This is a genomic window from Kitasatospora sp. NPDC127121 (assembly GCF_042677305.1).
Classification (GTDB): Bacteria; Actinomycetota; Actinomycetes; order Streptomycetales; family Streptomycetaceae; genus Kitasatospora.
The window spans coordinates 32,522-55,206 of the sequence record NZ_JBHXTQ010000021.1; the positions used below are offsets into that span (position 1 = coordinate 32,522).

Annotated in this window: 27 protein-coding genes; all 27 read right to left on the bottom strand. The window is 68.5% G+C overall.

Going from position 1 to position 22,685, the window contains the following annotated elements:
• Window positions 1-4: 4 nt before the first annotated feature.
• Window positions 5-574, bottom strand: a complete 570-nt coding sequence (rplE, locus tag ACFVHI_RS13660; RefSeq protein ID WP_030393302.1) for a 50S ribosomal protein L5 — start codon at window positions 572-574, stop codon at window positions 5-7.
• The gene (rplX, locus tag ACFVHI_RS13665; protein ID WP_030055828.1) at window positions 574-885 is read right to left on the bottom strand and encodes a 50S ribosomal protein L24; all 312 of its coding nucleotides are present in this window, start codon (window positions 883-885) and stop codon (window positions 574-576) included. The genes rplE and rplX overlap by 1 nt, the downstream gene beginning before the upstream one ends.
• Before the next feature lie 15 nt (window positions 886-900).
• The gene (rplN, locus tag ACFVHI_RS13670; protein ID WP_030393301.1) at window positions 901-1,272 is read right to left on the bottom strand and encodes a 50S ribosomal protein L14; all 372 of its coding nucleotides are present in this window, start codon (window positions 1,270-1,272) and stop codon (window positions 901-903) included.
• 102 nt (window positions 1,273-1,374) lie between these two features.
• A complete protein-coding gene (rpsQ, locus tag ACFVHI_RS13675) occupies window positions 1,375-1,647 on the bottom strand; it encodes a 30S ribosomal protein S17 (protein WP_030055826.1) in 273 nt (90 codons plus the stop codon).
• Entirely contained in the window at window positions 1,647-1,871 is a 225-nt protein-coding gene (rpmC, locus tag ACFVHI_RS13680; protein WP_063348970.1) for a 50S ribosomal protein L29, read from the bottom strand. The genes rpsQ and rpmC overlap by 1 nt, the downstream gene beginning before the upstream one ends.
• The gene (gene rplP, locus ACFVHI_RS13685; protein ID WP_030055824.1) at window positions 1,871-2,290 is read right to left on the bottom strand and encodes a 50S ribosomal protein L16; all 420 of its coding nucleotides are present in this window, start codon (window positions 2,288-2,290) and stop codon (window positions 1,871-1,873) included. The genes rpmC and rplP overlap by 1 nt, the downstream gene beginning before the upstream one ends.
• A gap of 5 nt (window positions 2,291-2,295) precedes the next feature.
• Entirely contained in the window at window positions 2,296-3,120 is an 825-nt protein-coding gene (gene rpsC, locus ACFVHI_RS13690) for a 30S ribosomal protein S3 (RefSeq protein WP_063348969.1), read from the bottom strand.
• Window positions 3,120-3,467, bottom strand: a complete 348-nt coding sequence (rplV, locus tag ACFVHI_RS13695; protein WP_030055822.1) for a 50S ribosomal protein L22 — start codon at window positions 3,465-3,467, stop codon at window positions 3,120-3,122. Before rplV ends, rpsC begins: the two co-directional genes overlap by 1 nt.
• A 50-nt stretch (window positions 3,468-3,517) precedes the next feature.
• The gene (gene rpsS, locus ACFVHI_RS13700; RefSeq protein WP_030055821.1) at window positions 3,518-3,799 is read right to left on the bottom strand and encodes a 30S ribosomal protein S19; all 282 of its coding nucleotides are present in this window, start codon (window positions 3,797-3,799) and stop codon (window positions 3,518-3,520) included.
• Between the two features lie 11 nt (window positions 3,800-3,810).
• On the bottom strand, window positions 3,811-4,647 hold the full coding sequence (rplB, locus tag ACFVHI_RS13705; RefSeq protein WP_063348968.1) for a 50S ribosomal protein L2: 837 nt from the start codon (window positions 4,645-4,647) through the stop codon (window positions 3,811-3,813).
• A 43-nt stretch (window positions 4,648-4,690) separates the two neighbouring features.
• Complete coding sequence (gene rplW / locus ACFVHI_RS13710; protein ID WP_063348967.1) at window positions 4,691-5,011, bottom strand: 50S ribosomal protein L23; 321 nt, start codon at window positions 5,009-5,011, stop codon at window positions 4,691-4,693.
• Window positions 5,011-5,688: a 50S ribosomal protein L4 gene (rplD, locus tag ACFVHI_RS13715; RefSeq protein WP_063348966.1), complete on the bottom strand. Its 678-nt coding sequence runs from the start codon at window positions 5,686-5,688 to the stop codon at window positions 5,011-5,013. Before rplD ends, rplW begins: the two co-directional genes overlap by 1 nt.
• A 4-nt stretch (window positions 5,689-5,692) precedes the next feature.
• Entirely contained in the window at window positions 5,693-6,340 is a 648-nt protein-coding gene (gene rplC / locus ACFVHI_RS13720) for a 50S ribosomal protein L3 (protein WP_063348965.1), read from the bottom strand.
• 14 nt (window positions 6,341-6,354) lie between these two features.
• The gene (gene rpsJ, locus ACFVHI_RS13725) at window positions 6,355-6,663 is read right to left on the bottom strand and encodes a 30S ribosomal protein S10 (protein ID WP_012785157.1); all 309 of its coding nucleotides are present in this window, start codon (window positions 6,661-6,663) and stop codon (window positions 6,355-6,357) included.
• A gap of 420 nt (window positions 6,664-7,083) precedes the next feature.
• Window positions 7,084-8,904 carry a hypothetical protein gene (locus ACFVHI_RS13730; protein WP_380338807.1) on the bottom strand — a complete coding sequence of 607 codons (1,821 nt, stop codon included), beginning with the start codon at window positions 8,902-8,904 and terminating at the stop codon, window positions 7,084-7,086.
• Between the two features lie 349 nt (window positions 8,905-9,253).
• The gene (locus ACFVHI_RS13735) at window positions 9,254-10,147 is read right to left on the bottom strand and encodes a glycosyltransferase (RefSeq protein ID WP_063348963.1); all 894 of its coding nucleotides are present in this window, start codon (window positions 10,145-10,147) and stop codon (window positions 9,254-9,256) included.
• 438 nt (window positions 10,148-10,585) lie between these two features.
• Window positions 10,586-10,963: a DUF2304 domain-containing protein gene (locus ACFVHI_RS13740; RefSeq protein ID WP_063348962.1), complete on the bottom strand. Its 378-nt coding sequence runs from the start codon at window positions 10,961-10,963 to the stop codon at window positions 10,586-10,588.
• Complete coding sequence (locus ACFVHI_RS13745) at window positions 10,960-11,649, bottom strand: glycosyltransferase family 2 protein (protein WP_063348961.1); 690 nt, start codon at window positions 11,647-11,649, stop codon at window positions 10,960-10,962. Before ACFVHI_RS13745 ends, ACFVHI_RS13740 begins: the two co-directional genes overlap by 4 nt.
• A 103-nt stretch (window positions 11,650-11,752) precedes the next feature.
• Window positions 11,753-13,087, bottom strand: coding sequence for a hypothetical protein (locus ACFVHI_RS13750; RefSeq protein WP_380338811.1), 1,335 nt, complete (start codon window positions 13,085-13,087; stop codon window positions 11,753-11,755).
• Window positions 13,088-13,211: 124 nt separating this feature from the next.
• On the bottom strand, window positions 13,212-15,278 hold the full coding sequence (locus ACFVHI_RS13755) for a hypothetical protein (RefSeq protein WP_380338814.1): 2,067 nt from the start codon (window positions 15,276-15,278) through the stop codon (window positions 13,212-13,214).
• 182 nt (window positions 15,279-15,460) lie between these two features.
• A complete protein-coding gene (locus ACFVHI_RS13760; protein ID WP_063348958.1) occupies window positions 15,461-15,892 on the bottom strand; it encodes a GtrA family protein in 432 nt (143 codons plus the stop codon).
• The gene (locus ACFVHI_RS13765; protein WP_380338817.1) at window positions 15,889-16,878 is read right to left on the bottom strand and encodes a glycosyltransferase family 2 protein; all 990 of its coding nucleotides are present in this window, start codon (window positions 16,876-16,878) and stop codon (window positions 15,889-15,891) included. The genes ACFVHI_RS13760 and ACFVHI_RS13765 overlap by 4 nt, the downstream gene beginning before the upstream one ends.
• Before the next feature lie 175 nt (window positions 16,879-17,053).
• Window positions 17,054-18,247 (bottom strand): elongation factor Tu, encoded by a 1,194-nt coding sequence (tuf, locus tag ACFVHI_RS13770; protein ID WP_063348956.1) that lies wholly within the window; start codon window positions 18,245-18,247, stop codon window positions 17,054-17,056.
• A 236-nt stretch (window positions 18,248-18,483) separates the two neighbouring features.
• Entirely contained in the window at window positions 18,484-20,589 is a 2,106-nt protein-coding gene (gene fusA, locus ACFVHI_RS13775; RefSeq protein ID WP_363369328.1) for an elongation factor G, read from the bottom strand.
• A gap of 39 nt (window positions 20,590-20,628) precedes the next feature.
• Window positions 20,629-21,099 carry a 30S ribosomal protein S7 gene (rpsG, locus tag ACFVHI_RS13780; RefSeq protein ID WP_030055803.1) on the bottom strand — a complete coding sequence of 157 codons (471 nt, stop codon included), beginning with the start codon at window positions 21,097-21,099 and terminating at the stop codon, window positions 20,629-20,631.
• Between the two features lie 2 nt (window positions 21,100-21,101).
• A complete protein-coding gene (gene rpsL / locus ACFVHI_RS13785; RefSeq protein ID WP_014144289.1) occupies window positions 21,102-21,473 on the bottom strand; it encodes a 30S ribosomal protein S12 in 372 nt (123 codons plus the stop codon).
• Window positions 21,474-21,894: 421 nt separating this feature from the next.
• Complete coding sequence (locus ACFVHI_RS13790; RefSeq protein ID WP_380338820.1) at window positions 21,895-22,464, bottom strand: DUF1707 and DUF4190 domain-containing protein; 570 nt, start codon at window positions 22,462-22,464, stop codon at window positions 21,895-21,897.
• Between the last annotated feature and the right edge of the window lie 221 nt (window positions 22,465-22,685).

A 22,685-nucleotide genomic window follows, 5' to 3' on the forward strand; every position in this document is an offset into this window, starting at 1 on the left:
GTGGTTACGCCTCCTTGAACGGGAAGCCCAGAGCGCGCAGGAGCGCCCGGCCCTCGTCGTCGGTCTGGGCGGTGGTCACGACGGTGATGTCCATACCGCGCTGACGGTCGACCTTGTCCTGGTCGATCTCGTGGAACATGACCTGCTCGGTCAGACCGAAGGTGTAGTTGCCACGGCCGTCGAACTGCTTCGGGGAGAGGCCACGGAAGTCACGGATACGCGGCAGGGCCAGCGACACCAGACGGTCCAGGAACTCCCACATGCGGTCACCGCGGAGGGTGACGTGGGTGCCGATCGGCTGGCCCTCACGCAGCTTGAACTGCGCGATGGACTTGCGAGCCTTCGTCACCGCCGGCTTCTGACCGGTGATGGCGGTGAGGTCGCGGATCGCGCCCTCGATCAGCTTGCTGTCACGGGCGGCCTCGCCGACACCCATGTTGACGACGACCTTGACCAGGCCGGGCGTCAGCATGACGTTCTCGTACGAGAACTGCTCCTGCAGCTGACCCTTGATCTCGGAGTTGTAACGCTCCTTGAGACGGGGGGTCACCTTCTCAACAGTCGTCTCAGACATCAGATGTCCTCACCGGTTCGCTTGGCAACGCGGATCTTGTTGCCCTCGTCATCGAAGCGGTAGCCAACGCGGGTGACGACCTTCTTGCCGTCCTTCTCCACGACCAGCTGGACGTTGGAGACGTGCACCGGGGCCTCGACGGTGACGATGCCACCCTGAGTGCCCGGGCCCGGCTTGGTGTGCTTCTTGACCCGGTTCACACCCTCGACCAGGACCTTGTTCTCGGCGGGCATGGCCTGAATGACCTTGCCCTGCTTGCCGCGGTCCTTGCCGGTGATGACCTGAACCAGGTCACCCTTCTTGATCTTCATGCTGTTCGCCATGGGTTAGAGCACCTCCGGCGCAAGCGAGATGATCTTCATGAACTTCTTGTCACGCAGCTCGCGGCCCACCGGGCCGAAGATGCGGGTACCACGGGGGTCACCATCGGTGTTCTTCAGAACGACCGCGGCGTTCTCGTCGAAGCGGATGTACGAGCCATCCGGACGACGACGCGACTTCACGGTACGGACGACGACGCACTTGACGACGTCACCCTTCTTCACCGAACCGCCGGGGATCGCGTCCTTGACGGTCGCGACGATGACGTCCCCGATGCCGGCGTAGCGGCGACCGGAACCACCGAGAACGCGGATGCAAAGGATTTCCTTCGCGCCCGTGTTGTCGGCGACTCGCAGTCGCGACTCCTGCTGGATCACAGCTTTCTCCTGATCGTCAACGAGAGCTGACGGGCCGGCCGCTGCTCACACCAGCGCCCGCGAGGGGCCTGGTGCACATACGGCCGTACCGCATCAACTTCGTTACTTGGCCTTCTCGAGGATCTCGACGACGCGCCAGCGCTTCGTCGCGGACAGCGGGCGGGTCTCCGCGAGGAGGACCCGGTCGCCGATGCCGCAGGCGTTCGCCTCGTCGTGCGCCTTCAGCTTGTTCGTACGGCGGATGACCTTGCCGTACAGAGCGTGCTTGACGCGGTCCTCGACGGCGACGACGACGGTCTTGTCCATCTTGTCGCTGACGACGAGACCCTCACGGGTCTTGCGGAAACCGCGCGTCTCGTTGGTGTTCTCAGTCATCAGGCGTTCTCCACCGTCTCGATGCCCAGCTCGCGCTCGCGCATCAGGGTGTAGATCCGCGCGATGTCCTTACGGACGAGCTTGAGCCGTCCGTGGTTGTCGAGCTGCCCGGTCGCCGCCTGGAAGCGGAGGTTGAACAGCTCCTCCTTGGCCTCACGGAGCTTGGCAACGAGACCCTCGTTGTCCAGCTCGCGGAGGTCAGCAGCCTTGGTGCCGGCCGACATCAGCTCTCACCTGCCTCGCGCCGGATGATCCGGCACTTCATCGGGAGCTTGTGAGCTGCGCGGGTCAGCGCCTCACGAGCCACCTTCTCGTTGGGGTACGACAGCTCGAACATGACCCGACCCGGGTGCACGTTCGCGATCCACCACTCGGGCGAACCCTTACCGGAACCCATGCGGGTCTCGGCCGGCTTCTTGGTGAGCGGACGGTCCGGGTAGATGTTGATCCAGACCTTGCCGCCACGCTTGATGTGACGGGTGACGGCGATACGAGCGGACTCGATCTGCCGGTTCGTCACGTAGGCCGGGGTGACGGCCTGGATGCCGTACTCGCCGAAGGCGAGCTCGGTGCCACCCTTGGCAGCGCCACGGCGCTTGGGGTGGTGCTGCTTGCGGTGCTTGACCCGACGGGGGATCAGCATTGGAGTCAGGCCTCCGTTCCGGTGTTCTCGGCAGCCGGAGCCTCCGCGGCCGCGGCCGCGGGGGCCTCGGACGCGGCGGGGCGACGGCCGCGGCCACCGCGCTCGCCACCACGGCGCTCGCCACCGCGGGCGGGACGACCACCCTCGGGACGGGCCGGGCGGTTACCCGAGCGGGCAGCGGCGTTCTCAGCGCGGACCTCGGCGATGTTCTTGACGTCGCCCTTGTAGATCCAGACCTTCACACCGATGCGGCCGAAGGTCGTCTTGGCCTCGAAGAAGCCGTAGTCGACGTTCGCGCGCAGGGTGTGCAGCGGCACACGGCCCTCGCGGTAGAACTCCGAGCGGCTCATCTCGGCGCCGCCGAGACGACCGGAGCACTGGACCTTGATGCCCTTGGCGCCGGACTTCATGGTGCCCTGCATCGACTTGCGCATGGCACGGCGGAAGGAGACGCGGGAGGACAGCTGCTCCGCGACGCCCTGAGCCACGAGCTGGGCGTCCAGCTCGGGGTTCTTGACCTCGAGGATGTTCAGCTGGACCTGCTTGCCGGTCAGCTTCTCGAGGTCGCCGCGGATGCGGTCGGCCTCGGTGCCACGGCGGCCGATGACGATGCCGGGGCGAGCGGTGTGGATGTCAACGCGGACGCGGTCGCGGGTGCGCTCGATCTCGACCTTGGAGATGCCGGCGCGCTCCATGCCCTTCGTCATCATGCGACGAATGGCAACGTCTTCCTTGACGTAGTCCTTGTACAGCTTGTCGGCGTACCAGCGGGACTTGAAGTCCGTGCTGATGCCGAGGCGGAACCCGTGCGGGTTAACCTTCTGGCCCATTACCGGGTCCCTTCCTTGCTGCTGACGACCACGGTGATGTGGCTGGTCCGCTTGCGGATCCGGTAGGCACGACCCTGCGCACGCGGACGGAACCGCTTCAGGGTCGGGCCCTCGTCAACGTACGCCTCGCTGATGACGAGGTCGTCCACGTTGGAGTGGTTGTAGTTGTGCGCGGCGTTGGCAATGGCGCTGTCGAGCACCTTGCCGACGGGCACGGTGGCGGCCTGCGGAGCGAAACGCAGGACGGCCTGGGCCTCCGTGGCCGGAAGGCCACGGATGAGGTCCACCACGCGGCGGGCCTTCATGGGCGTGACGCGGATGTACCGCGCCTGGGCCCTGGCTTCCATGGTTGTCCCCTTGCTGGTGTAAGTCATTGAGTCGGTAATCTCGCTGGCGACTAGCGACGCTTCGACTTGCGGTCGTCCTTGACGTGACCGCGGAAGGTACGCGTCGGCGCGAACTCGCCGAGCTTGTGGCCGACCATCGACTCGGTGACGAACACCGGGACGTGCTTACGGCCATCGTGCACCGCGATCGTGTGGCCGAGCATGGCCGGGAAGATCACGGAGCGACGGGACCAGGTCTTGATGACGTTCTGGGTACCCGCCTCGTTCTGCGCGTCCACCTTCTTGAGAAGGTGGCCGTCGATGAAGGGGCCCTTCTTGAGACTGCGCGGCATCTGACCTGCTCCTAGCGCTTCTTGTTGGTCTTGCGGCGGCGCACGATGAGGGCGTTCGAAGCCTTCTTCGGGCTACGAGTGCGACCCTCCTTCTGGCCCCACGGCGAGACCGGGTGGCGGCCACCAGAGGTCTTACCCTCACCACCACCGTGCGGGTGGTCGATCGGGTTCATGGCGACACCACGCACGGTCGGGCGAACGCCCTTCCAGCGCATACGGCCGGCCTTGCCCCAGTTGATGTTCGACTGCTCGGCGTTGCCGACCTCGCCGACGGTGGCGCGGCAGCGCGCGTCCACCAGGCGGATCTCACCGGAGGGCATGCGCAGGTGCGCCATCTTGCCCTCACGCGCCAGCAGCTGGATGCCGGCACCGGCGGAGCGGGCCATCTTGGCACCGCCACCGGGACGCAGCTCCACCGCGTGGATGGTGGTACCGACCGGGATGTTGCGCAGCGGCAGGTTGTTGCCCGGCTTGATGTCGGCGCCAGCGCCGTTCTCGATCCGGTCACCCTGCGCGATGCCGCGCGGCGCGATGATGTAGCGCTTCTCGCCGTCCGCGTAGTGCAGGAGCGCGATGCGCGCGGTGCGGTTCGGGTCGTACTCGATGTGCGCGACCTTGGCCGGCACGCCGTCCTTGTCGTGACGACGGAAGTCGATCACGCGGTAGGCGCGCTTGTGCCCGCCACCCTGGTGGCGAACGGTGATCCGACCGGCGTTGTTACGGCCGCCCTTGCTGTGCAGGGGGCGAACCAGCGACTTCTCCGGCGTGGACCGCGTGATCTCTACGAAGTCGGCCACGCTGGAGCCACGACGGCCCGGCGTAGTCGGCTTGTACTTGCGGATGCCCATTTGGCTCTCTCGTCCTCGTCCTTATCGACGATCACGATCTCCGTTAGGAGACCGGACCACCGAAGATGTCGATGCGGTTGCCCTCAGCCAGCGTCACGATGGCGCGCTTGGTGTCCTTGCGCTTGCCAAAGCCCGTCTTGGAGCGCTTGCGCTTGCCCTGACGGTTGAGCGTGTTGACGGACTCGACCTTGACCGAGAAGACCGCCTCGACGGCCTGCTTGATCTGGGTCTTGTTGGCACCGGGCGACACGACGAACGTGTACTTGTTCTCGTCGAGGAGCGAGTAGCTCTTCTCCGAGATGACCGGCTTCACCAGGACGTCACGGGGGTCCGTGAACGTCTTGCTCGTGATCTCTGCAGCCATCAGGCGGCGCTCCCTTCGAGCTCGCCCTCAGCAGCCACGGCCTTGGCGGACGCGGCGGGACCCGCCACGAAACGCTCGAAGGCGGCCTGGGTGAAGACCACATCGTCGGAGACGAGCACGTCGTAGGTGTTCAGCTGACCGGCGTCCAGGATGTGCACGTGCGGCAGGTTGCGGGCGCTCTTCAGACCCAGCTCGTCGGCACGCTCGACGACGAGGAGGATGTTCTTGCGCTCGGTGATCTTGCCGAACAGACCCTTGGCGGCCTTGGTCGACGGCGCCTCGGCCGCGATCACGTCGGTGACGACGTGGATGCGGTTGTGGCGGGCCCGGTCGGTGAGCGCACCGCGCAGGGCGGCGGCGATCATCTTCTTCGGGGTCCGCTGCGAGTAGTCGCGCGGCACGGGACCGTGCACGACGCCACCGCCGGCGAACTGCGGGGCGCGGGTCGAGCCCTGACGGGCGCGGCCGGTGCCCTTCTGGCGGTACGGCTTACGGCCGCCACCGCGGACCTCGGCACGAGTCTTGGTCTTGTGGGTGCCCTGACGGGCCGCAGCGAGCTGCGCCACGACGACCTGGTGCATCAGCGGAACGCTGACCTTCGCGTCGAAGATCTCGGCCGGCAGCTCGAGGCTGCCGGTCTTGTCGCCCGAGGGCGACAGGATGTCAATGGTGCTCATATCCTCACAGCCCCTTCGCCGCGGTGCGGACGAGGACGAGGCCGCCGTTCGGACCCGGGATTGCGCCCTTGATCAGGAGCAGCCCCTTCTCCGCGTCAACGGCATGGACGGTCAGGTTCTGGGTGGTCACGCGCTCGTGGCCCATCCGGCCGGCCATCCTCATGCCCTTGAACACGCGACCCGGGGTGGCGCAGCCACCGATCGAGCCGGGCGAGCGGTGCTTGCGCTGCACACCGTGACCGGCGCCGAGGCCCCGGAAGTTGTGGCGCTTCATGACACCGGCGAAGCCCTTGCCCTTGGAGGTGCCGGTCACGTCGACCTTGACACCCGCCTCGAACAGCTCCGCGGTGATCTCCTGGCCGAGGGTGTACTCGGACGCGTCCGAGGTACGGAGCTCGACCAGGTGGCGGCGCGGGGTGACACCGGCCTTGGCGAAGTGGCCCGCGAGGGGCTTGTTCACCTTGCGGGGGTCGATCTCGCCGAAGCCGATCTGGACGGCGTCGTAGCCGGCCGGACTGTCAGCGGTGTGGACCTGGGTCACGACATTGGGCCCAGCCTTGACGACGGTCACCGGAACGATCCGGTTGTTCTCGTCCCAGACCTGGGTCATGCCGAGCTTCTCGCCCAGGATGCCCTTAATCTGCTTAGCCATCTTCGGTGCGCCTCTCAGAGCTTGATCTCGATGTCGACGCCAGCCGGCAGGTCGAGACGCATGAGCGAGTCAACCGTCTTCGGCGTGGGGTCGAGGATGTCGATCAGACGCTTGTGAGTACGCATCTCGAAGTGCTCGCGCGAGTCCTTGTACTTGTGCGGCGAGCGGATGACGCAGTACACGTTCTTCTCAGTGGGCAGCGGCACCGGGCCTGCGACCTGCGCACCAGTTCGGATCACCGTCTCGACGATCTTCTTCGCCGAGGAATCGATGACCTCGTGGTCGTAGGCCTTGAGCCGGATGCGGATCTTCTGTCCCGCCATGGCTACTCAGTAGTCCTTTGTCCTTAGTCACTGCACGACCACCCTCCGACCCCCGCGCTCGGGCGTGTCGCGCTCGCGCTTGCAAAAAACCGGCGAAAAGCTCGTCGGTTTCAAACTTTCGGGGTGGGGGGGCCGGGCCGAGGCCCCGCATGCACTTCCCGGAAGATTCCCGTACTTTCGCCCCGCAGCTGCCGTGGCGTCGACTTCACGCTTAACGGCCATCACGGGAACGACGAGTACCTGGGACTCGCTTCCAGTCCTCCCGGCGGGAGGCGCACAGCATCGGCAACTCAACCGAGCAACTTGGACATACTGCCACATGGAGCAGCCCGGATGCCAATCGGGGCCGGTGAGGTCGCCCTCACCGGCCCCGATCGGGTGACCGTTCTCAGCCGCGGCGCGCACCGCCGCGGACCCGCGTCACCAGGGTCGCTTGCTCCCGCAGGTCAGCGCCCACTCGTCGCCGGTCACGTTGGCGCACCACAGCTGACCCTTGTCGGGCTCGTTGTTGTACTCCTTGAGCTCCTTGTTCACCGGCGCGCAGTCGGTCGGCCCGGCCGGGTCGTACTTCGGGCACTTGCCGTCGCGGTTCACCAGGATGTGGGCGCGCCAGGCGTCCGCGCCCATGTCGATGCCCTTGGCCCCGGCGACCGGCACGTACTCGGGCTTCGTGGTCGGCATGTAGCGGTCCGCCGACCAGGAGGCGGCCATGGTGGCGAACAGCGCCACCGCGCAGACCGCGCCGGCGACCAGCCGGCCGGTGACCGCGGGCCGCAGGGTGAGCGGCGCCGGCCGCCCGTCGGCGGCGACCCGCTGCACCGTGCGCAGCCAGCCGGCGCCCCGCTGGACGAGGAACATCAGGCCGAGCACCGCGAGGATCATCAACGCGTACAGGATGATCCAGGTCGTCCGCGGGTACAGCTGGATGGACTTGGTCTGGGCCATCTGGGAGGCGAACCAGAAGCGCAGCAGCCAGGCGCTGATCAGGGTGGCCGTCACGGTCCGGACGGTGATGCTGCGCAGCCCGAGGCCCAGCGCCAGCGCGACCCCGGCGAGCAGCAGCAGGGTGTAGGCGCTCTGCCCGGCGAGCTCACCGTGCCACGGGAAGTCGTGGTAGTTCAGGTCGCCGTTGCGGTCCGAGGCCCAGCCCATGATGTACGCCGGGTCGATGTACACCGAGAGGTACGCGTACCGGTCCTTGGCCTGGGCGCCCAGCCGCACCAGCTCGTACAGCAGCGGCGAGCCGACCACGCCGGCGCTCACCAGCGTCACGCCGAGGAACAGCAGCACCCGCTTGATCCGGGCGGCGCCCTGGCGCCACGGGATGACGAACAGCGTCAGGACGAGGACGCCGGGCGCGGCCCAGACGAACCAGCCCGAGTACCAGAGGAACATCAGGCCGAACGAGACGCCGAAGCCGAGGCCGCGCAGCACCGTGGACCGGGTCGACAGCTCGTGCGACCGGCGGAGCTCCCGCAGGGCGGCGGCCAGCATCGGCACCATGACCAGCATCGTGACGTGGCTGTACGGCCGGATCGGGTCGAGGAAGAGGATCGCCGACGGGACGGCGATCAGCAGCGCCCAGACCGGCCGCAGCATCAGCCGCCAGGAGAGGTACGCCATCGGGCCGACCAGTGCGCTGCAGATCAGCTGGACGTCCTTCATGGCGTAGCCGACGCCGCCGACGCCGCCGTAGAACAGCTTCGACCAGACCGCCAGCAGCGCCGGGAAGCCGGGCGGGTAGACCCCGGGCAGGCCCTTGCCGCGCAGCATGTCGTTGGCCATGCCCATGAGGTTGCCCGGGTCGCCCTCCTGACCGCCGAGGCCCCACTGGGTGCCGTTCAGCGCCACCGCGATCCCGCCCGCGACCGCGCCGGTGGCCAGTCCCGCGACGGCCGCACAGACCAGCCGCTGGGCCAGCTGGTACCGGGCCAGGCTGCCCCGGTAGGCGGCGTACAGCAGCACCGCCAGGATGGGCAGGCCCACGATGGCGGCGTACTTCTGGAGCATGGCCAGACCGCTGACCTGGCCCACCCGGTTCAGCGGGTTGACGTCGATGCGGGTGCAGAGCAGCGCGAAGCCGAACGCCGCCACGATCGAGACCAGGGCCTCGGCCGAGCGGACCGCCCAGGGGCGCTCCAGCAGGCCGTCGAGCCGTCCGGGGCGGGGCGCGATCGCGCCCTCCGGTTCGAGCGACCCCTTGCGGGAGCCGCCGACCGGGCTGGTGGCCAGATCAGTCATGTCAGTCACTTCCGTGCAGTGGCCACGTCCGATGAGTGGCGAAGAATGGCGCAGTGGACCGGCGATCAGCGGCCATCATAGGGCGCTTACCAGAAGCCGAGGCCTCGGGCAAGAACCCCGTTCCGGCCGTGTCGGGGCTGGGGCGTGGTGGTTCAGCAGGATCCGCCCGGTCGGTCGTCGGTGCTCCCCATGAGCACCCCCTCACCCATCCAGAGCCCAGCGGCCGACCGAAGCGCTTACTCCCGCCCCGTCGAATTCGGCCGGGCGCCTCGGGGGCGCCGTGACCCGGGGGCGCCGTGACCCGGGGGCGTCCGGCCGGCTGCCGGCACCGCCCTCGGACCCGCTCGGGTCAGCTGCTGCGGACCGCGCGGCCGACCATGGCGCCGGCGTGGGAGAAGTCACCCGCGCCGAGCCGGCCGGCGGCGACCATCAGGGCGTGCAGGCGGGACGAGAGGTGCAGGTCGGCCGAGCGCGCAGCGTTGGTCCAGCCCTTGGCGCGCAGTTCCTTGGAGATCAGCGAGTAGTACCGCAGCTCCTCGTCGAAGCGCTTGCCGTCCTTGACCCGGTTCGAGGAGTCGCTGGCCTGGTGGCGCCGGTAGCGGAACACCTCGCGCTCGTCGACCAGCAGGTTGCCGCCCTCCATCAGCATGTCGACCATGAACGCCAGGTCGTGGATGGCGTCGATGTCCGGGCGGTACGGGATCTTCGACAGCGCGGACTGGCGGTAGGTGAGCGACGGCGTGTACAGCCAGTTGCCGGACAGCAGGCTCTTCACCGCGGCCTCGCCGCTGATCACCCCGGCCTTGCGGGCCGGCGCGCTGATCCGGCGCTTGACCTTGTCGCCGATGCCGAGCGAGGGCACCAGGGTCCCGTCGCTGTCCATCACCCGCACGCCCGGCTGGACGGCGATCGCGTTCGGGTCGGCCCGCAGGCGCTCCAGGACGACGTCCAGGTAGTCGGGCTCCAGCAGGTCGTCGGCGCCCATCATCGAGACGAACTCGCGCTCGGCCAGGGTGGAGGCCTTGTAGGTGTTGCCGTTGGGCCCCAGCCGCTCCGCGTTGCGGATGTACCGGATCCGCTCGTCGTTCAGGCTCTCGATGTACTGGGGCGCCCGGAAGCCCGGGTACTGGTCGTCCACGATGGTCAGCCGCCAGTCCTGCTGGTGCTGGGCCCGGATGCTGTCGATGGTGGCGAACAGGTACTCCGGATCGCCGTAGTACGGGATGACGAAATCGACGCTCATGACGGCGCCGCACCTCCTGGTCCTGGATCACGCTTCGGTGCCGCCCGGCCGCGGCCAGCGGGCGCCCCAAGTCAACCAGCTTTGCCGGGCCCGTGCGTCAGCCGGTCGGCCCACACCGGCTCCGGGGGGCGGAGATCGGGTGCACAGAGGCCGCCAATCGGAAATTCTGGCACAAGGAAATACGTCCGCCGGGCGGCCGGGGGATGAATGAACTCGGTAATGTCCGGATTTTCCGGAGCCCAAAAAGGCGGCACCTATTGGCGCCCCCTTCTTCCACAACGGATGAACGGGCGTCACCGTTCGGCTCGGTGGCCGACGGTCGACGGGATCGTTCGCCGGCCTCTCCGGCGGCGCGCTCGCCCGCACGCACGGCTGAGGGCCGGCACCCCGTCGGGGGTGCCGGCCCTCAGGCCTCGTGCCCTGTCGCGTGGAGCGCGATCAGTGGTCGGAGCCGACCGGAGCGTCGAGGCGGTCGTTGTTGTGGCGGACGCCCTCGGTGATGGCGACCGTACGGGCCAGGTCGGTGAGCTTCTTCTCCAGCGACCGGAAGCGCAGGTAGGTGTTGAGCGTCAGGAAGCCCATGGCGATGACCATCAGGTAGAGCACCAGGTCCGTGCCACGGCCGACGCCCAGCGCGGTGGCCAGCTTGGTCACGCCGGCCGGCCACAGGATCGCGATGACGTTGGCGACGACGAAGAGCGAGAAGGCGATGCGCTTCCACGCCCGGGTGTTCGCGGCGTCCCAGCGCCGGACGAACAGGAGGGCCATGCCCACGGCGGCCAGGACGAGGATCAGCTGGATCCAGAGGTGATTCATCGGCGGTTACGCTCCCGCAGCGAGATGTCGAAGAGGATGTTCACGCCGTTGATCAGGGACTGGCCCTTGGCGCGCGAGTAGTCGGTGTAGAGGATGTCCACCGGCACCTCTGCCACCCGGAGGTCCGAGCCGGCGAGGAAGGAGACGATCTCCGAAGCGTGGGCCATGCCGTTCATGGTGATCCGGATGCGGCTGGCCGCCTCCCGGTTCATCACGCGCAGACCGTTGTGCGCGTCGGTGAGCTTGAGCTTGCGGGCGGTCGGGCTGACCGCGGCGGCGGTGCGGAGCACGACCCGCTTGATCCACGGCACCTGGCCGGTCTGCTCGATGAAGCGGGAGCCGAGCACGATGTCGGCCTCGTCCTGGCGCAGCAGCGCCACCATCTTCTCCACGTCGGCGGTCTGGTGCTGGCCGTCCGCGTCGAAGGTGGCGAAGTACTCGGCGCCCTCCTGCTCCAGCGCGTACTTCAGGCCGGTCTGCAGCGCTGCGCCCTGGCCCAGGTTGACCGGGTGCCGCACCAGGTGGGCGCCGGTCGTCATGACGTGCTTCGCCGTGTCGTCGGTGCAGCCGTCGTCGATCACCACGATGTTGGGGAAGGTCTTGCGTGCCCCCTCCACGACCTCGGCGATCACCTGGCCTTCGTTGTAGGCCGGGATCACCAGCCAGACGTTGTCATAGTCGGACACAGGGGCTCCATGCTTGGCGAACGGCACGGCGTCGCGTGCCTCGGTCTGTCTGTCGGTGGTGATCACGGGCGTCGTCGGCCAATCACAGTCCGGTCCCCCACCGTCACGAGGTCCGCAGCGGCTCGGCCGCGCTCCTGCTGTCCAGCCCGGAGTGCCCGGAGGCGGCAGGGCTGGAGGGGAACGCGCGGTACAGCGCCCACAGCATCAGGACGGCGCTGATCAGCGCGCCGGCCAGGTACGCGAGCTCGGCACGGAGACCGACGTCACCCGGGGAGAGGGCGACCGCAACCAATGCTACGGAACCGGCCGTCCAGCCCACCAGCTGTCGGCGGTGCTGGGCGCTCGACATCAGCGCCTGGCCGAAGACCGTCGCGAGGACGTAGCAGAGCGTGCCGAGGACGAGCCAGGTGAAGTCCAGCGGGTTGAGCAGGTCCTTGGCGTTGAAGAGCAGCGGGTTGAGCCAGGCGCCGAGCGCGATGACCGGCAGCCCGCCGCCGATGCACATGGCGGCGACGATCGCCGTGGTGCGGGTCAGCACCTTGCGGAACTCGGCGTGGTCGCCGGCCGCGGTGGCACCCGAGAGCGCGGAGACCATGGAGGCCTGGAGGGCGCTGTAGGCGAAGAGCGGCACGCGGGCCATCACCACGGCCTGGCCGAGGGCGAAGACCAGGGCGTCGGACGCCTCGGAGTGCTTCGGCGCGAGCAGGCGCACGCAGACGACGGTCGCGTTCACCACCAGCTGGCTGAGCATCACGGAGCCGATCAGCAGGCCGAGCCCGCTGGTGAGCTGGCGCCAGGACACCTCCGGCCCGGGGGCTCGGTCGGCGAGGATGCCGCGCAGGCCGATCAGCGAGGCGGCGACCGGGGCGACCACCAGGATCAGGCCGAAGGCCAGCGCCGAGTGCAGCCCGAGGACGGCGGTCAGCGCGGCCAGCCCGATGCGCAGGGCACCGTCGACGGCCAGCTGGGTGCCGTAGGGGCCGAACAGCCCGAGGCCGGCCAGCGCACCGCGGGAGACCGAGCTCACCGCGAGGCCCGCCATGCCGCCGGCGAGGGCCACCACGAGGGTCCGGTCGCCACCGAACAGCTGGTCGGCGATCGGGCCGGCGGCGGCCGCCAGCACGGCGCAGGCCGCGGCCAGGATCGCCAGGGCGAGCAGCAGCATCCGCCGTACCGCGGGCAGTGCCCCCGCCCCGGACACCTTGCGGGCGGCGACCAGCCGCGTCAGCTCCAGTTCGACGGGCTGGAACAGGCCCCACCCGACGGACATCACGATCGTCCAGAGCATCGTCACCCTGGCTGCGCCGGCCGTGCCCAGGCTGTAGCCCACGAGCGCCATGTAGACGTACGCCGAGGCGCCGAGCACGACCGTCCCACCGACCACGAGCCGGGCCCCCGGGGGTAGCACCCCGAGCAGCTTGGCGATCGGGTTCTTCATCACATGATCACCGAATTAACCGGCCGACCTTGCCACACGTCTCCGCACGAGGCCGGCCCGGCCGTGCGATTGCTGTGAATAGTAGCGGGTAGCCGTGAACGTCCGATGACGGTGGGCCCCACCCTCAGACCCCCGGGAAGGTACGGGACCACGGCTCCGTCCACAGGTTCTGAGGATCGCTCAGCACCGTCACCGTGACACCCTGCGCCGCCAGGTCCCGCTTGATCCGGTCGCCCACGGAGCGGTCGGCGGTCAGGATGGTCGGCGGGACGGGCGCGGCCGGGAGCTTGTCGATGGCTCCCTTGAGGCGGCCCAGAGACTTCTGGTAGTCCTCCTCCTTCACCTGGGGGCCGCCGATGGACACCCAGTGGATGTCGTACAGCGCCGTCATGTCGCCCCCGCGCCGGTTCAGCAGCGAGGCGAGCCAGGTGGCCTTGAGGTTCTTGTAGTCGTCGTTGGCGAAGAGCGCGATCACCGGGCCCTTGCTCGATATGTCGAGCGCCTGCGCGCCCTTGGGGCCCATGTCCCCCTTGAACTCGCCGCGTCCCCAGGCCACCAGCGGGTTGCCGGACCAGGCGGACGGGTTGTCCTTGGTGGTCAGGAAGCCCCACTGCACGTTGGCGAAGAGGCTGAGCGCGGCGGCGACGGCGAGGCCGGATATCGCCAGCTCGCCGAGGCGGCTCGGCAGCGTGCGGCCCGTCCCCCGGTACGGGCTCTGCAGCATGGCCCCGACGGCGCCGAGGGATATCAGGCTGACCACGACGCCCACGGCCGTCATCTTGTGGAAGTAGTACGAGTACTTGCCGATGGTGTGCAGCTGGTAGGCGGCGAAGGCGCTGAGCAGCCCGCCGGTGCCGAGCAGGACCGCGAGGTGCGCCTGGCCGACGGCCGTCCGGCGGTTGCGCGGCATGACCGCGGCCAGCAGGCCGAGCAGCCCGCCGCCGATGAGTATGGAGCGGTCGGCACCGACGCTCGGGCCGTTCATGTTCGAGGCACTGGCCACGTCGAGGTTGCCCAGCACGGACAGGACGCTCGGCAGCGCGGCCACGCCCAGCGCGCACGCCAGCGCGCCGGCGGTCCACCACCAGCGCCCGGCGAACTTGCGCCGGTGCGCCACCAGCGTGCCCAGCAGTGCCACGCCGACGAAGGCGCCGTAGATGTTGTACGCGTAGGTGACGGTGATCAGCCCGGCCGACGCGGCCAGCACGAACTCGGTGGTGCCCATCGCCGGCCGGATCATCACGGCCAGCGCGAGTGCTATCAGCAGCAGCCCGATGAAGGTCGAGTCGAAGCCGTGGACCATCAGGTCCATGTAGTTGCTCGCGAACATGATCGCGCCGACGGTCGCGCACACCGCCGCGCAGCGCCAGCCGCGCAGCCGCGGCCCGCCGATCCACCGGGCCGCCCAGACCAGCGCGGCGCAGAACAGCGCGTACCCCACCAGCAGGTACAGGAAGTACCGGTTCATGGTGTAGAGCATGTCGCCGGAGTCGGCGGCGGAGTGGACGAGGGTGTCCGTCCAGGCCAGCAGGAAGTGGGAGCCCTGCGGGTACGTCACCTCGGACGGCGGTATCAGGTAGGACCGGGCCGCCTCCTGGTGGAGGAAGTTGAAGCCGCCGACGTTCTGGATGCCGGAGAAGAAGGAGAAGTGCGCGAGCCGGTCCTCCGACGTGGCGAAGTAGGCGACCCGCTCGGCCGCCGACGTTCCCGCGATCGGGTGGAACAGGTAGTGCCAGACGCCGTAGCCGGTGCCCAGGACCAGCAGGTCGGACCAGCGGAAGCGCAACGGCAGGCGCGGGCCGCGGCGGGCGGCCCAGGCGGCGACCGTCACCACGCTGAACATCAGGCCGCTGGTGGCGACCGGCGAGAGGCCCCACGGCCAGAGCGAGAAGAGCAGGCCGAACGTCAGCACCGAACCGGCGAGCACCAGCCCGGCGACGAACAGCCGGTCGAGCAGCACGCCGCCGACCCGGAGCACGGCGGCTATGGAGAACAGCAGCAGCGGCAGCAGCAGGACGCCCAGGTCCAGCGCGACCAGCCCGGTCGGCACCAGCCAGGACAGGGCCAGCCCCCCGGCCAGGACGAGCGGGTTGCGCCTGGACCGTCCACTGGTGATCGGCTCGGGCGGCGGCCCCGGCGGTGCGGTCGGACGTTGAAGCTCGCGCTCAGGCGAGGAATGTACGGTCGACACGGTGCCGTGCCCCTTCGGTCAAGTCCCTGCCGCCCGTCTCCCCGGCCGGGTGCGGACTTCCACTACCGTCAGCGGGCAGGCTACGAGCCACAGCATACCGAGGGGCCCGTCGGCACGACGGGCTGAGGGGGCCGGGTGGACGGTCCGCGAACGGCCGGTAACGGGCGCCGTCGAGCGCCGGTTCAGCCCCGGAAGACCCAGATCTTCAGCAGCACGAACCGGGCCACCGTGGCCAGGCCGTTGGCGGCGACCAGTCCGGCGACCTCCACCGGCCGGGAGGCGTTCGGCGCCACCTGGTCCAGCAGGGCGAGCACGCCCGCGCTGAGGCCGAGCCCGATCAGGAAGGCCACCGCGCCCTGCAGCTGGTGCCGGACCATGCCCTGCGAGCCGGTGACCCCGAAGGTGAAGCGGCGGTTGGCCGCGGTGTTGGCCACCGCGCTGACGGCCAGCGCGATCAGGTTCGCCGCCTGCGGGTCGGTGAACCACCGCGCGGCGACGAACAGCGCCAGGTAGAAGACGGTGCTGAGCACGCCGATGACCAGGAAGGACGGCAGCTGGCGGCGGGTCGACGGGGCCGGCTCGGCGGGCTCCGCCGGTTCCTCGGTGACGGTCACCGGCCCGGGCCCCGCGCGTCGCCGTGCGCCGCGTCGTCCTGCGCCAGTTCGTCGTCGGCCGAGTCGTAGCCGACGAAGTAGGTCGGGCGGGCTTGCACCGCCGAGTAGATCCGGCCGACGTACTCCCCCAGCAGTCCGACGCAGATCAGCTGCACGGCGCCGATGAAGAGCATGCCGATGAACAGCGAGGACCAGCCGGGCACGGTCGCACCGAGCGCGTACGAGAGAGTGGTGTAGACCGCGAGGGCCAGGCAGACCACGAAGCTCACCAGGCCCAGCCAGGTGGCCAGCCGCAGCGGGGCGGCGGAGAAGTTGGTCACGCTGTCCAGTGCGAGCCGGACCATCTTGGACAGCGGGTAGTGGGTGCCGCCGGCCACCCGCTCCTCCCGGACGTACACCACCTCGCCGCTGGGGAAGCCGAGCCACGGCACCAGCAGCCGGTAGACCGGCTGGTGCTCGGGCAACTGCTTGAGGGCCTCCACGGCCGCGCGGCTGAGCAGGCGGAAGTCGCCGGCCTGGTTGGGCATCCGCTTGCCGACCAGCTTGCGCATCAGCCAGTAGTAGGCGCCGGCCGTCCGGCGCTTGAAGGCGGTGTCGGTGGCGCGGTCCCCGCGCACGCCGTAGACGACGTCGAAGCCCTGCTCGCGGGCCAGGTCGAGCATCTCCGGGATCTTCTCCGGCGGGTCCTGGAGGTCGGCGTCGATGCTCACCACGTAGTCGCCGCGCGCCCGGTGGATGCCGGCGGTGAGCGCGGCCTGGTGTCCCGAGTTGCGGGCGAAGCGGACGATGCGGAACTCCGGCCAGTCCTGCCGGACCTTCTGCAGGACGACGGGGGTGGCGTCCGTACTGCCGTCGTCGACGCCCACGACCTCGTAGTCGACCGCGAGCCCGTCCAGGATCGGCCGCAGCCGCTCGACGGTCAGCGGGAGCGCCTCCTGCTCGTTGTAGATCGGCATCACGACCGACAACAGTGGTGCCGTTGGCATACGTTGGATCCCACTTTCCGCGACGGCGGGCTGGACGGTCGCCCGACAATAACAGCCGGCCATGAGCAGGCTGTGAGAGCGGGTGAAGGCCTGATGAAGGCCGAAGGGCTCCGCACACCTGGGTGTGCGGAGCCCTTCGGTTCGCCTGTGCGGGACAGACAGGTCAGAACATCAATTACTTGATGATCTTGGTGACCTGGCCGGCGCCCACGGTGCGGCCACCCTCACGGATGGCGAACTTCAGGCCCTCCTCCATGGCGATCGGCTGGATCAGCGCGACCGTCATGGCGGTGTTGTCGCCCGGCATGACCATCTCGGTGCCCTCGGGGAGGGTCACGACGCCGGTCACGTCCGTGGTACGGAAGTAGAACTGCGGGCGGTAGTTGTTGAAGAACGGGGTGTGACGGCCACCCTCGTCCTTCGACAGGATGTAGGACTGGGCCTCGAAGTCGGTGTGCGGCGTGACCGAACCCGGCTTGATGATGACCTGGCCGCGCTCGACGTCCTCGCGCTTGATGCCACGGAGGAGCAGACCGACGTTCTCACCGGCCTGGCCCTCGTCGAGCAGCTTGCGGAACATCTCGATGCCGGTGACCGTGGTGGTGGTCTTGGTCTCCTTGATGCCGATGATGTCGACAGTCTCGTTGACCTTGAGGATGCCACGCTCGATACGACCGGTGACGACGGTGCCACGACCGGTGATCGTGAAGACGTCCTCGATCGGCATCAGGAACGGCTGGTCCACGGCGCGGGCCGGGGTCGGGATGGCCTCGTCCACGGCGGCCATGAGGCCGAGGAGCTTCTCGCCCCACTCCTTGTCGCCCTCCAGCGCCTTCAGCGCGGAGACGCGGACGACCGGCAGGTCGTCACCCGGGAACTCGTACTCCGAGAGGAGCTCGCGGACCTCGAGCTCGACGAGCTCCAGGATCTCCTCGTCGTCCACCATGTCGGCCTTGTTCAGGGCGACGACGATGTAGGGGACGCCGACCTGGCGGGCCAGGAGGACGTGCTCCTTGGTCTGCGGCATCGGGCCGTCGGTGGCGGCGACGACGAGGATCGCACCGTCCATCTGGGCCGCACCGGTGATCATGTTCTTGATGTAGTCCGCGTGACCCGGGCAGTCGACGTGGGCGTAGTGACGCGCCTCGGTCTGGTACTCGACGTGCGCGATCGAGATGGTGATACCGCGCTGCCGCTCCTCCGGCGCCTTGTCGATCTGGTCGAACGGCGTGAAGGGGTTGATCTCCGGGTGAGCGTCGTGCAGCACCTTGGTGATGGCCGCGGTAAGGGTCGTCTTACCGTGGTCAATGTGACCAATGGTGCCGATGTTGACGTGGGGCTTCGTCCGCTCGAACTTCGCCTTCGCCACTGCAGTCCTCCTGAGGACAGTTCTGTACGCCGTGCTGACGTCAGTTGGTCTTTGATCGGGTTTGGGCCCGAGGTGCCGGAAGCACCTCGCACCGTCCCGCGGGGTGGGGGCCGGAGGCCCCCCGGGAGAATCCGACCGGATTCTCCCGGGACGCCTCCTAATAGCCTAAGGGTTCACAATCGTCCCGAAATATCGGGACGGCCGCGGCCTCGTAGGGAGCCGGCTGGAGCCGGTCCTTACTCGCCCTTGGCCTTGGCGATGATCTCCTCCGCCACGGCCTTCGGAACCTCGGCGTACGAGTCGAACTGCATCGAGTAGCTCGCGCGACCAGAGGTCTTGCTGCGCAGATCACCGACGTAGCCGAACATCTCGGAGAGCGGCACCAGCGCCGTGACGACGCGGGCACCGTGACGCTCGTCCATGGACCGGATCTGGCCACGGCGAGAGTTGATGTCACCGATCACGTCGCCCATGTAGTCCTCGGGCGTGGTGACCTCGACGGCCATCATCGGCTCGAGGAGGACCGGCTTGGCCTTCCGCGCGCCTTCCTTGAACGCCATCGAACCGGCGATCTTGAACGCGAGCTCGGACGAGTCGACGTCGTGCGCCTGGCCGTCGAGCAGCTTCACGCGGACACCCTGCAGCGGGTAGCCGGCGAGGATGCCGAACTCCATGGCCTCCTGGCAACCGGCGTCGACCGACGGGATGTACTCCCGCGGCACGCGGCCACCGGTGACCTGGTTGACGAACTCGTAGCCCTCGGCCTGCTCGAGCGGCTCGATCGCGATCTGCACCTTGGCGAACTGACCGGAACCACCGGTCTGCTTCTTGTGGGTGTAGTCGATGCGCTCGACGGCCTGACGGATCGTCTCGCGGTACGCGACCTGCGGCTTGCCGACGTTGGCCTCGACCTTGAACTCACGCTTCATACGGTCGACCAGCACCTCAAGGTGCAGCTCGCCCATACCCGCGATGATGGTCTGGCCGGTCTCCTCGTCCGTGTTGACCTGGAAGGACGGGTCCTCCTCGGCGAGACGCTGGATGGCAACACCCAGCTTCTCCTGGTCACCCTTGGACTTGGGCTCGATCGCGACGCGGATGACCGGGGCCGGGAAGTCCATGGACTCCAGGATGACCGGGTTCTTCTCGTCGGACAGCGTCTCACCGGTGGTGGTCTGCTTCAGGCCCATGACGGCGACGATGTCGCCGGCGCCCACCGACTCGATCTCCTCACGCTTGTTCGCGTGCATGCGGTAGATCTTGCCGATGCGCTCCTTCTTGCCCTTCACGGCGTTCAGCACCGAGGTGCCGGACTCCAGGCGGCCGGAGTAGATCCGGACGAAGGTGAGCTTGCCCAGGTGCGGGTCGGACATGATCTTGAACGCCAGCGCGGCCAGGGGCTCGTCGTCCGAGGCCTTGCGGGTGATCTTGGTCTCCGGGTCGTTGGGCTTGGTGCCCTCAACCGACTCGATGTCCAGCGGCGACGGGAGGTACTTGACGACCGCGTCGAGCAGGGGCTGAACGCCCTTGTTCTTGAACGCGGTACCGCAGAAGATCGGCGTGAAGGCCGACTCCAGGGTGCCCTTGCGGATCGCCTCGTACAGCAGCTCCTCGGGGACGTCCTCGCCCTCCATGGCGAGCATCATCACGTCATCGCTGACGTTCGACACCTCGTCCAGGAGCATCTCGCGGTACTCGTTCGCCTGCTCCTGCAGCTCGGCCGGGATGTCGACGATGTCGTACATCTCGCCCTTGGCGGCCTCGGCGGACCAGACCAGCGCCTTCATGCGGACAAGGTCGACAACGCCCTTGAAGTCCGCCTCGGCACCGATCGGGAGCTGCATGACCAGCGGGGTCGCGCCGAGGCGGTCCACGATGGTCTTGACGCAGAAGAAGAAGTTCGCGCCCGTGCGGTCCAGCTTGTTGATGAAGCAGATGCGCGGGACGCCGTAGCGGTCAGCCTGCCGCCACACGGTCTCGGACTGGGGCTCGACACCGGCGACACCGTCGAACACCGTCACGGCACCGTCGAGGACGCGCAGCGAACGCTCCACCTCTACGGTGAAGTCGACGTGACCCGGGGTGTCGATGATGTTGATGGTGTTGTCGACGTCGTCGACCGTCCAGTGACAGGTCGTCGCGGCCGACGTGATCGTGATGCCGCGCTCCTGCTCCTGCTCCATCCAGTCCATGGTGGCAGCGCCATCGTGGACCTCACCGATCTTGTACGAGACGCCGGTGTAGAACAGGATCCGCTCGGTGGTGGTGGTCTTGCCCGCGTCGATGTGCGCCATGATCCCGATGTTGCGGACCCTGGCGAGGTCAAGGGAGGTTGCAGCCATGGTGGCTCGTTCTCTCTCTGTCTAGTGACGGGGTAGGGACTACCAGCGGTAGTGCGCGAAGGCCTTGTTGGACTCGGCCATCTTGTGGGTGTCCTCGCGACGCTTCACGGAAGCGCCCAGGCCGTTGCTGGCGTCGAGGATCTCGTTCATCAGGCGCTCGGTCATGGTCTTCTCGCGACGGGCGCGGGAGTAACCGACCATCCAGCGCAGCGCCAGGGTGCTGGCGCGGCCCGGACGGACCTCGACCGGAACCTGGTAGGTCGCGCCACCGACACGGCGGGACTTGACCTCGAGGGCCGGCTTGACGTTCTCCAGCGCGCGCTTCAGCGTCACGACCGGGTCCGAGCCGGTCTTCTCACGGACGCCCTCAAGGGCGCCGTAGACGATCCGCTCGGCGGTGGAGCGCTTGCCGTGCAGCAGGATCTTGTTGACCAGCTGGGTGACGACCGGGGAGCCGTAAACCGGGTCGATGATGACCGGGCGCTTCGGGGCGGGGCCCTTACGAGGCATTCTTACTTCTCCTTCTTGGCGCCGTAGCGGCTGCGAGCCTGCTTGCGGTTCTTGACACCCTGGGTGTCAAGCGAACCGCGGATGATCTTGTAGCGGACACCAGGAAGGTCCTTCACACGACCACCGCGCACCAGCACGATGGAGTGCTCCTGCAGATTGTGGCCCTCGCCCGGGATGTAAGCGGTGACCTCGATCCCGCTGGTGAGGCGCACACGGGCGACCTTGCGGAGAGCCGAGTTCGGCTTCTTCGGGGTGGTCGTGTACACACGCGTGCAGACCCCACGACGCTGCGGGGAACCCTTCAGCGCGGGAGTCTTGTTCTTCTCGACCTTGTCCTGCCGGCCCTTTCGGACCAGCTGCTGGATCGTAGGCACCGTTTCTCCGTTTTCTGTGTGCCAAGGCTTGGTAAAACTAACCTGCGGTGATCCCCCGCACACGGCCCCGTGGTCGACCCACGCGGTCGGGTGTGTTGGGCTTATTCCGACACGGAATCCCATGAGCTGATGTACAGCGACGGCGCTCAACGCGCGGGGCGCTGGAAGGCGCTCCGGCTCGGCGCGGCGACCGGTGTGCATGCACGCACAAGGACCCGGGGACACCCCAGGCACAAGGTCAGAGCGTACCTAGCGCATCGGGCGCGGTCAAAACAAATGCAACGCCGCAGGTCGCGACCTTCGGCCGGATGTCCCAGGAGTGTCCCGGACGCGACCACCCGGTGTCGGACCGCCCTCCACCCGCTCTACCACAGCCCGCCGACCGCCGCCACCGGGGCGGGACGCGCGCGGGGCGACCCGCTCAGACCGGCACCTGCAGCACCACCAGGAGCAGCAGCGTCCAGAGCGCGCAGCCCGCGTAGCCGAAGAGCAGGCCGAGGGTGGAGACCCAGTCGCCGGCCCGGTCGTGGCGGCTCAGCTGGGCCTTCGCGACGTGCCCGACGACCACCGCGGGCAGCGAGAGGCCGGTCAGACCGAAGACCAGTGAGGTGACCGCCAGCCCGTTGGTGGAGCGAACCGGCGGCGGAGGCGGCGGGAGGAAGGTCGCCGGGACGGGCGGGGCGGCGAAGGCCATCGGCGCCGGCATCGGGCCGGAGGGCAGGTCGGACACCAGCCCGGCCAGCTGGCCGTAGGTCTGCGCGACGGAGGCCTGCTCGTGGCGCTGCTCGTACTCCTCGGCAGAGAGCCGGCCCTCGGCGAACGCGGCCTTCAGCACGTCGATCGTCCGGTCCCGGTCCGCGTACCCGGCACGCATCCCCGCGTGGAACCCGGGCTGCGGGACGGACTGCGGTACGGGCTGGGGCTGCCAGCCCCCGGCCGGGCCGCGATCCGGCTCGCCGGGGTCCGAGGCTCCCCACGGTTGAACGGCCATCCGCACCTCCCGGCACCCGGCGCGGCCCCGCGCCCCTCGCTGTCCCTCACTGCCCCTCATAGTGCAGGACGAACGGCGGAGCTGAGTAGTTGCCAATTCCAGCCCGGCACCCGCCGTAACGCGCCGTCCGGACGGCGCGCCTCACCCGTTCGGCCCACTCGCTCAGGGGATCCTCAACTCGGGAGACAGCCCGTTTCCGCAGTGACAGGCTGAGTCCGAGA

Excerpts from the sequence above, each read along its gene's own strand:
- rplE (WP_030393302.1), bottom strand. The coding sequence starts at position 574 with ATGTCTGAGACGACTGTTGAGAAGGTGACCCCCCGTCTCAAGGAGCGT.
- rplX (WP_030055828.1), bottom strand. The coding sequence starts at position 885 with ATGAAGATCAAGAAGGGTGACCTGGTTCAGGTCATCACCGGCAAGGAC.
- rpsQ (WP_030055826.1), bottom strand. The coding sequence starts at position 1,647 with ATGACTGAGAACACCAACGAGACGCGCGGTTTCCGCAAGACCCGTGAG.
- rpmC (WP_063348970.1), bottom strand. The coding sequence starts at position 1,871 with ATGTCGGCCGGCACCAAGGCTGCTGACCTCCGCGAGCTGGACAACGAG.
- rplP (WP_030055824.1), bottom strand. The coding sequence starts at position 2,290 with ATGCTGATCCCCCGTCGGGTCAAGCACCGCAAGCAGCACCACCCCAAG.
- rpsC (WP_063348969.1), bottom strand. The coding sequence starts at position 3,120 with ATGGGCCAGAAGGTTAACCCGCACGGGTTCCGCCTCGGCATCAGCACG.
- rplV (WP_030055822.1), bottom strand. The coding sequence starts at position 3,467 with ATGGAAGCCAGGGCCCAGGCGCGGTACATCCGCGTCACGCCCATGAAG.
- rpsS (WP_030055821.1), bottom strand. The coding sequence starts at position 3,799 with ATGCCGCGCAGTCTCAAGAAGGGCCCCTTCATCGACGGCCACCTTCTC.
- rplB (WP_063348968.1), bottom strand. The coding sequence starts at position 4,647 with ATGGGCATCCGCAAGTACAAGCCGACTACGCCGGGCCGTCGTGGCTCC.
- rplW (WP_063348967.1), bottom strand. The coding sequence starts at position 5,011 with ATGGCTGCAGAGATCACGAGCAAGACGTTCACGGACCCCCGTGACGTC.
- rplD (WP_063348966.1), bottom strand. The coding sequence starts at position 5,688 with ATGAGCACCATTGACATCCTGTCGCCCTCGGGCGACAAGACCGGCAGC.
- rplC (WP_063348965.1), bottom strand. The coding sequence starts at position 6,340 with ATGGCTAAGCAGATTAAGGGCATCCTGGGCGAGAAGCTCGGCATGACC.
- rpsJ (WP_012785157.1), bottom strand. The coding sequence starts at position 6,663 with ATGGCGGGACAGAAGATCCGCATCCGGCTCAAGGCCTACGACCACGAG.
- ACFVHI_RS13730 (WP_380338807.1), bottom strand. The coding sequence starts at position 8,904 with ATGACTGATCTGGCCACCAGCCCGGTCGGCGGCTCCCGCAAGGGGTCG.
- ACFVHI_RS13735 (WP_063348963.1), bottom strand. The coding sequence starts at position 10,147 with ATGAGCGTCGATTTCGTCATCCCGTACTACGGCGATCCGGAGTACCTG.
- ACFVHI_RS13740 (WP_063348962.1), bottom strand. The coding sequence starts at position 10,963 with ATGAATCACCTCTGGATCCAGCTGATCCTCGTCCTGGCCGCCGTGGGC.
- ACFVHI_RS13750 (WP_380338811.1), bottom strand. The coding sequence starts at position 13,087 with ATGAAGAACCCGATCGCCAAGCTGCTCGGGGTGCTACCCCCGGGGGCC.
- ACFVHI_RS13765 (WP_380338817.1), bottom strand. The coding sequence starts at position 16,878 with ATGCCAACGGCACCACTGTTGTCGGTCGTGATGCCGATCTACAACGAG.
- fusA (WP_363369328.1), bottom strand. The coding sequence starts at position 20,589 with ATGGCTGCAACCTCCCTTGACCTCGCCAGGGTCCGCAACATCGGGATC.
- rpsG (WP_030055803.1), bottom strand. The coding sequence starts at position 21,099 with ATGCCTCGTAAGGGCCCCGCCCCGAAGCGCCCGGTCATCATCGACCCG.
- ACFVHI_RS13790 (WP_380338820.1), bottom strand. The coding sequence starts at position 22,464 with ATGGCCGTTCAACCGTGGGGAGCCTCGGACCCCGGCGAGCCGGATCGC.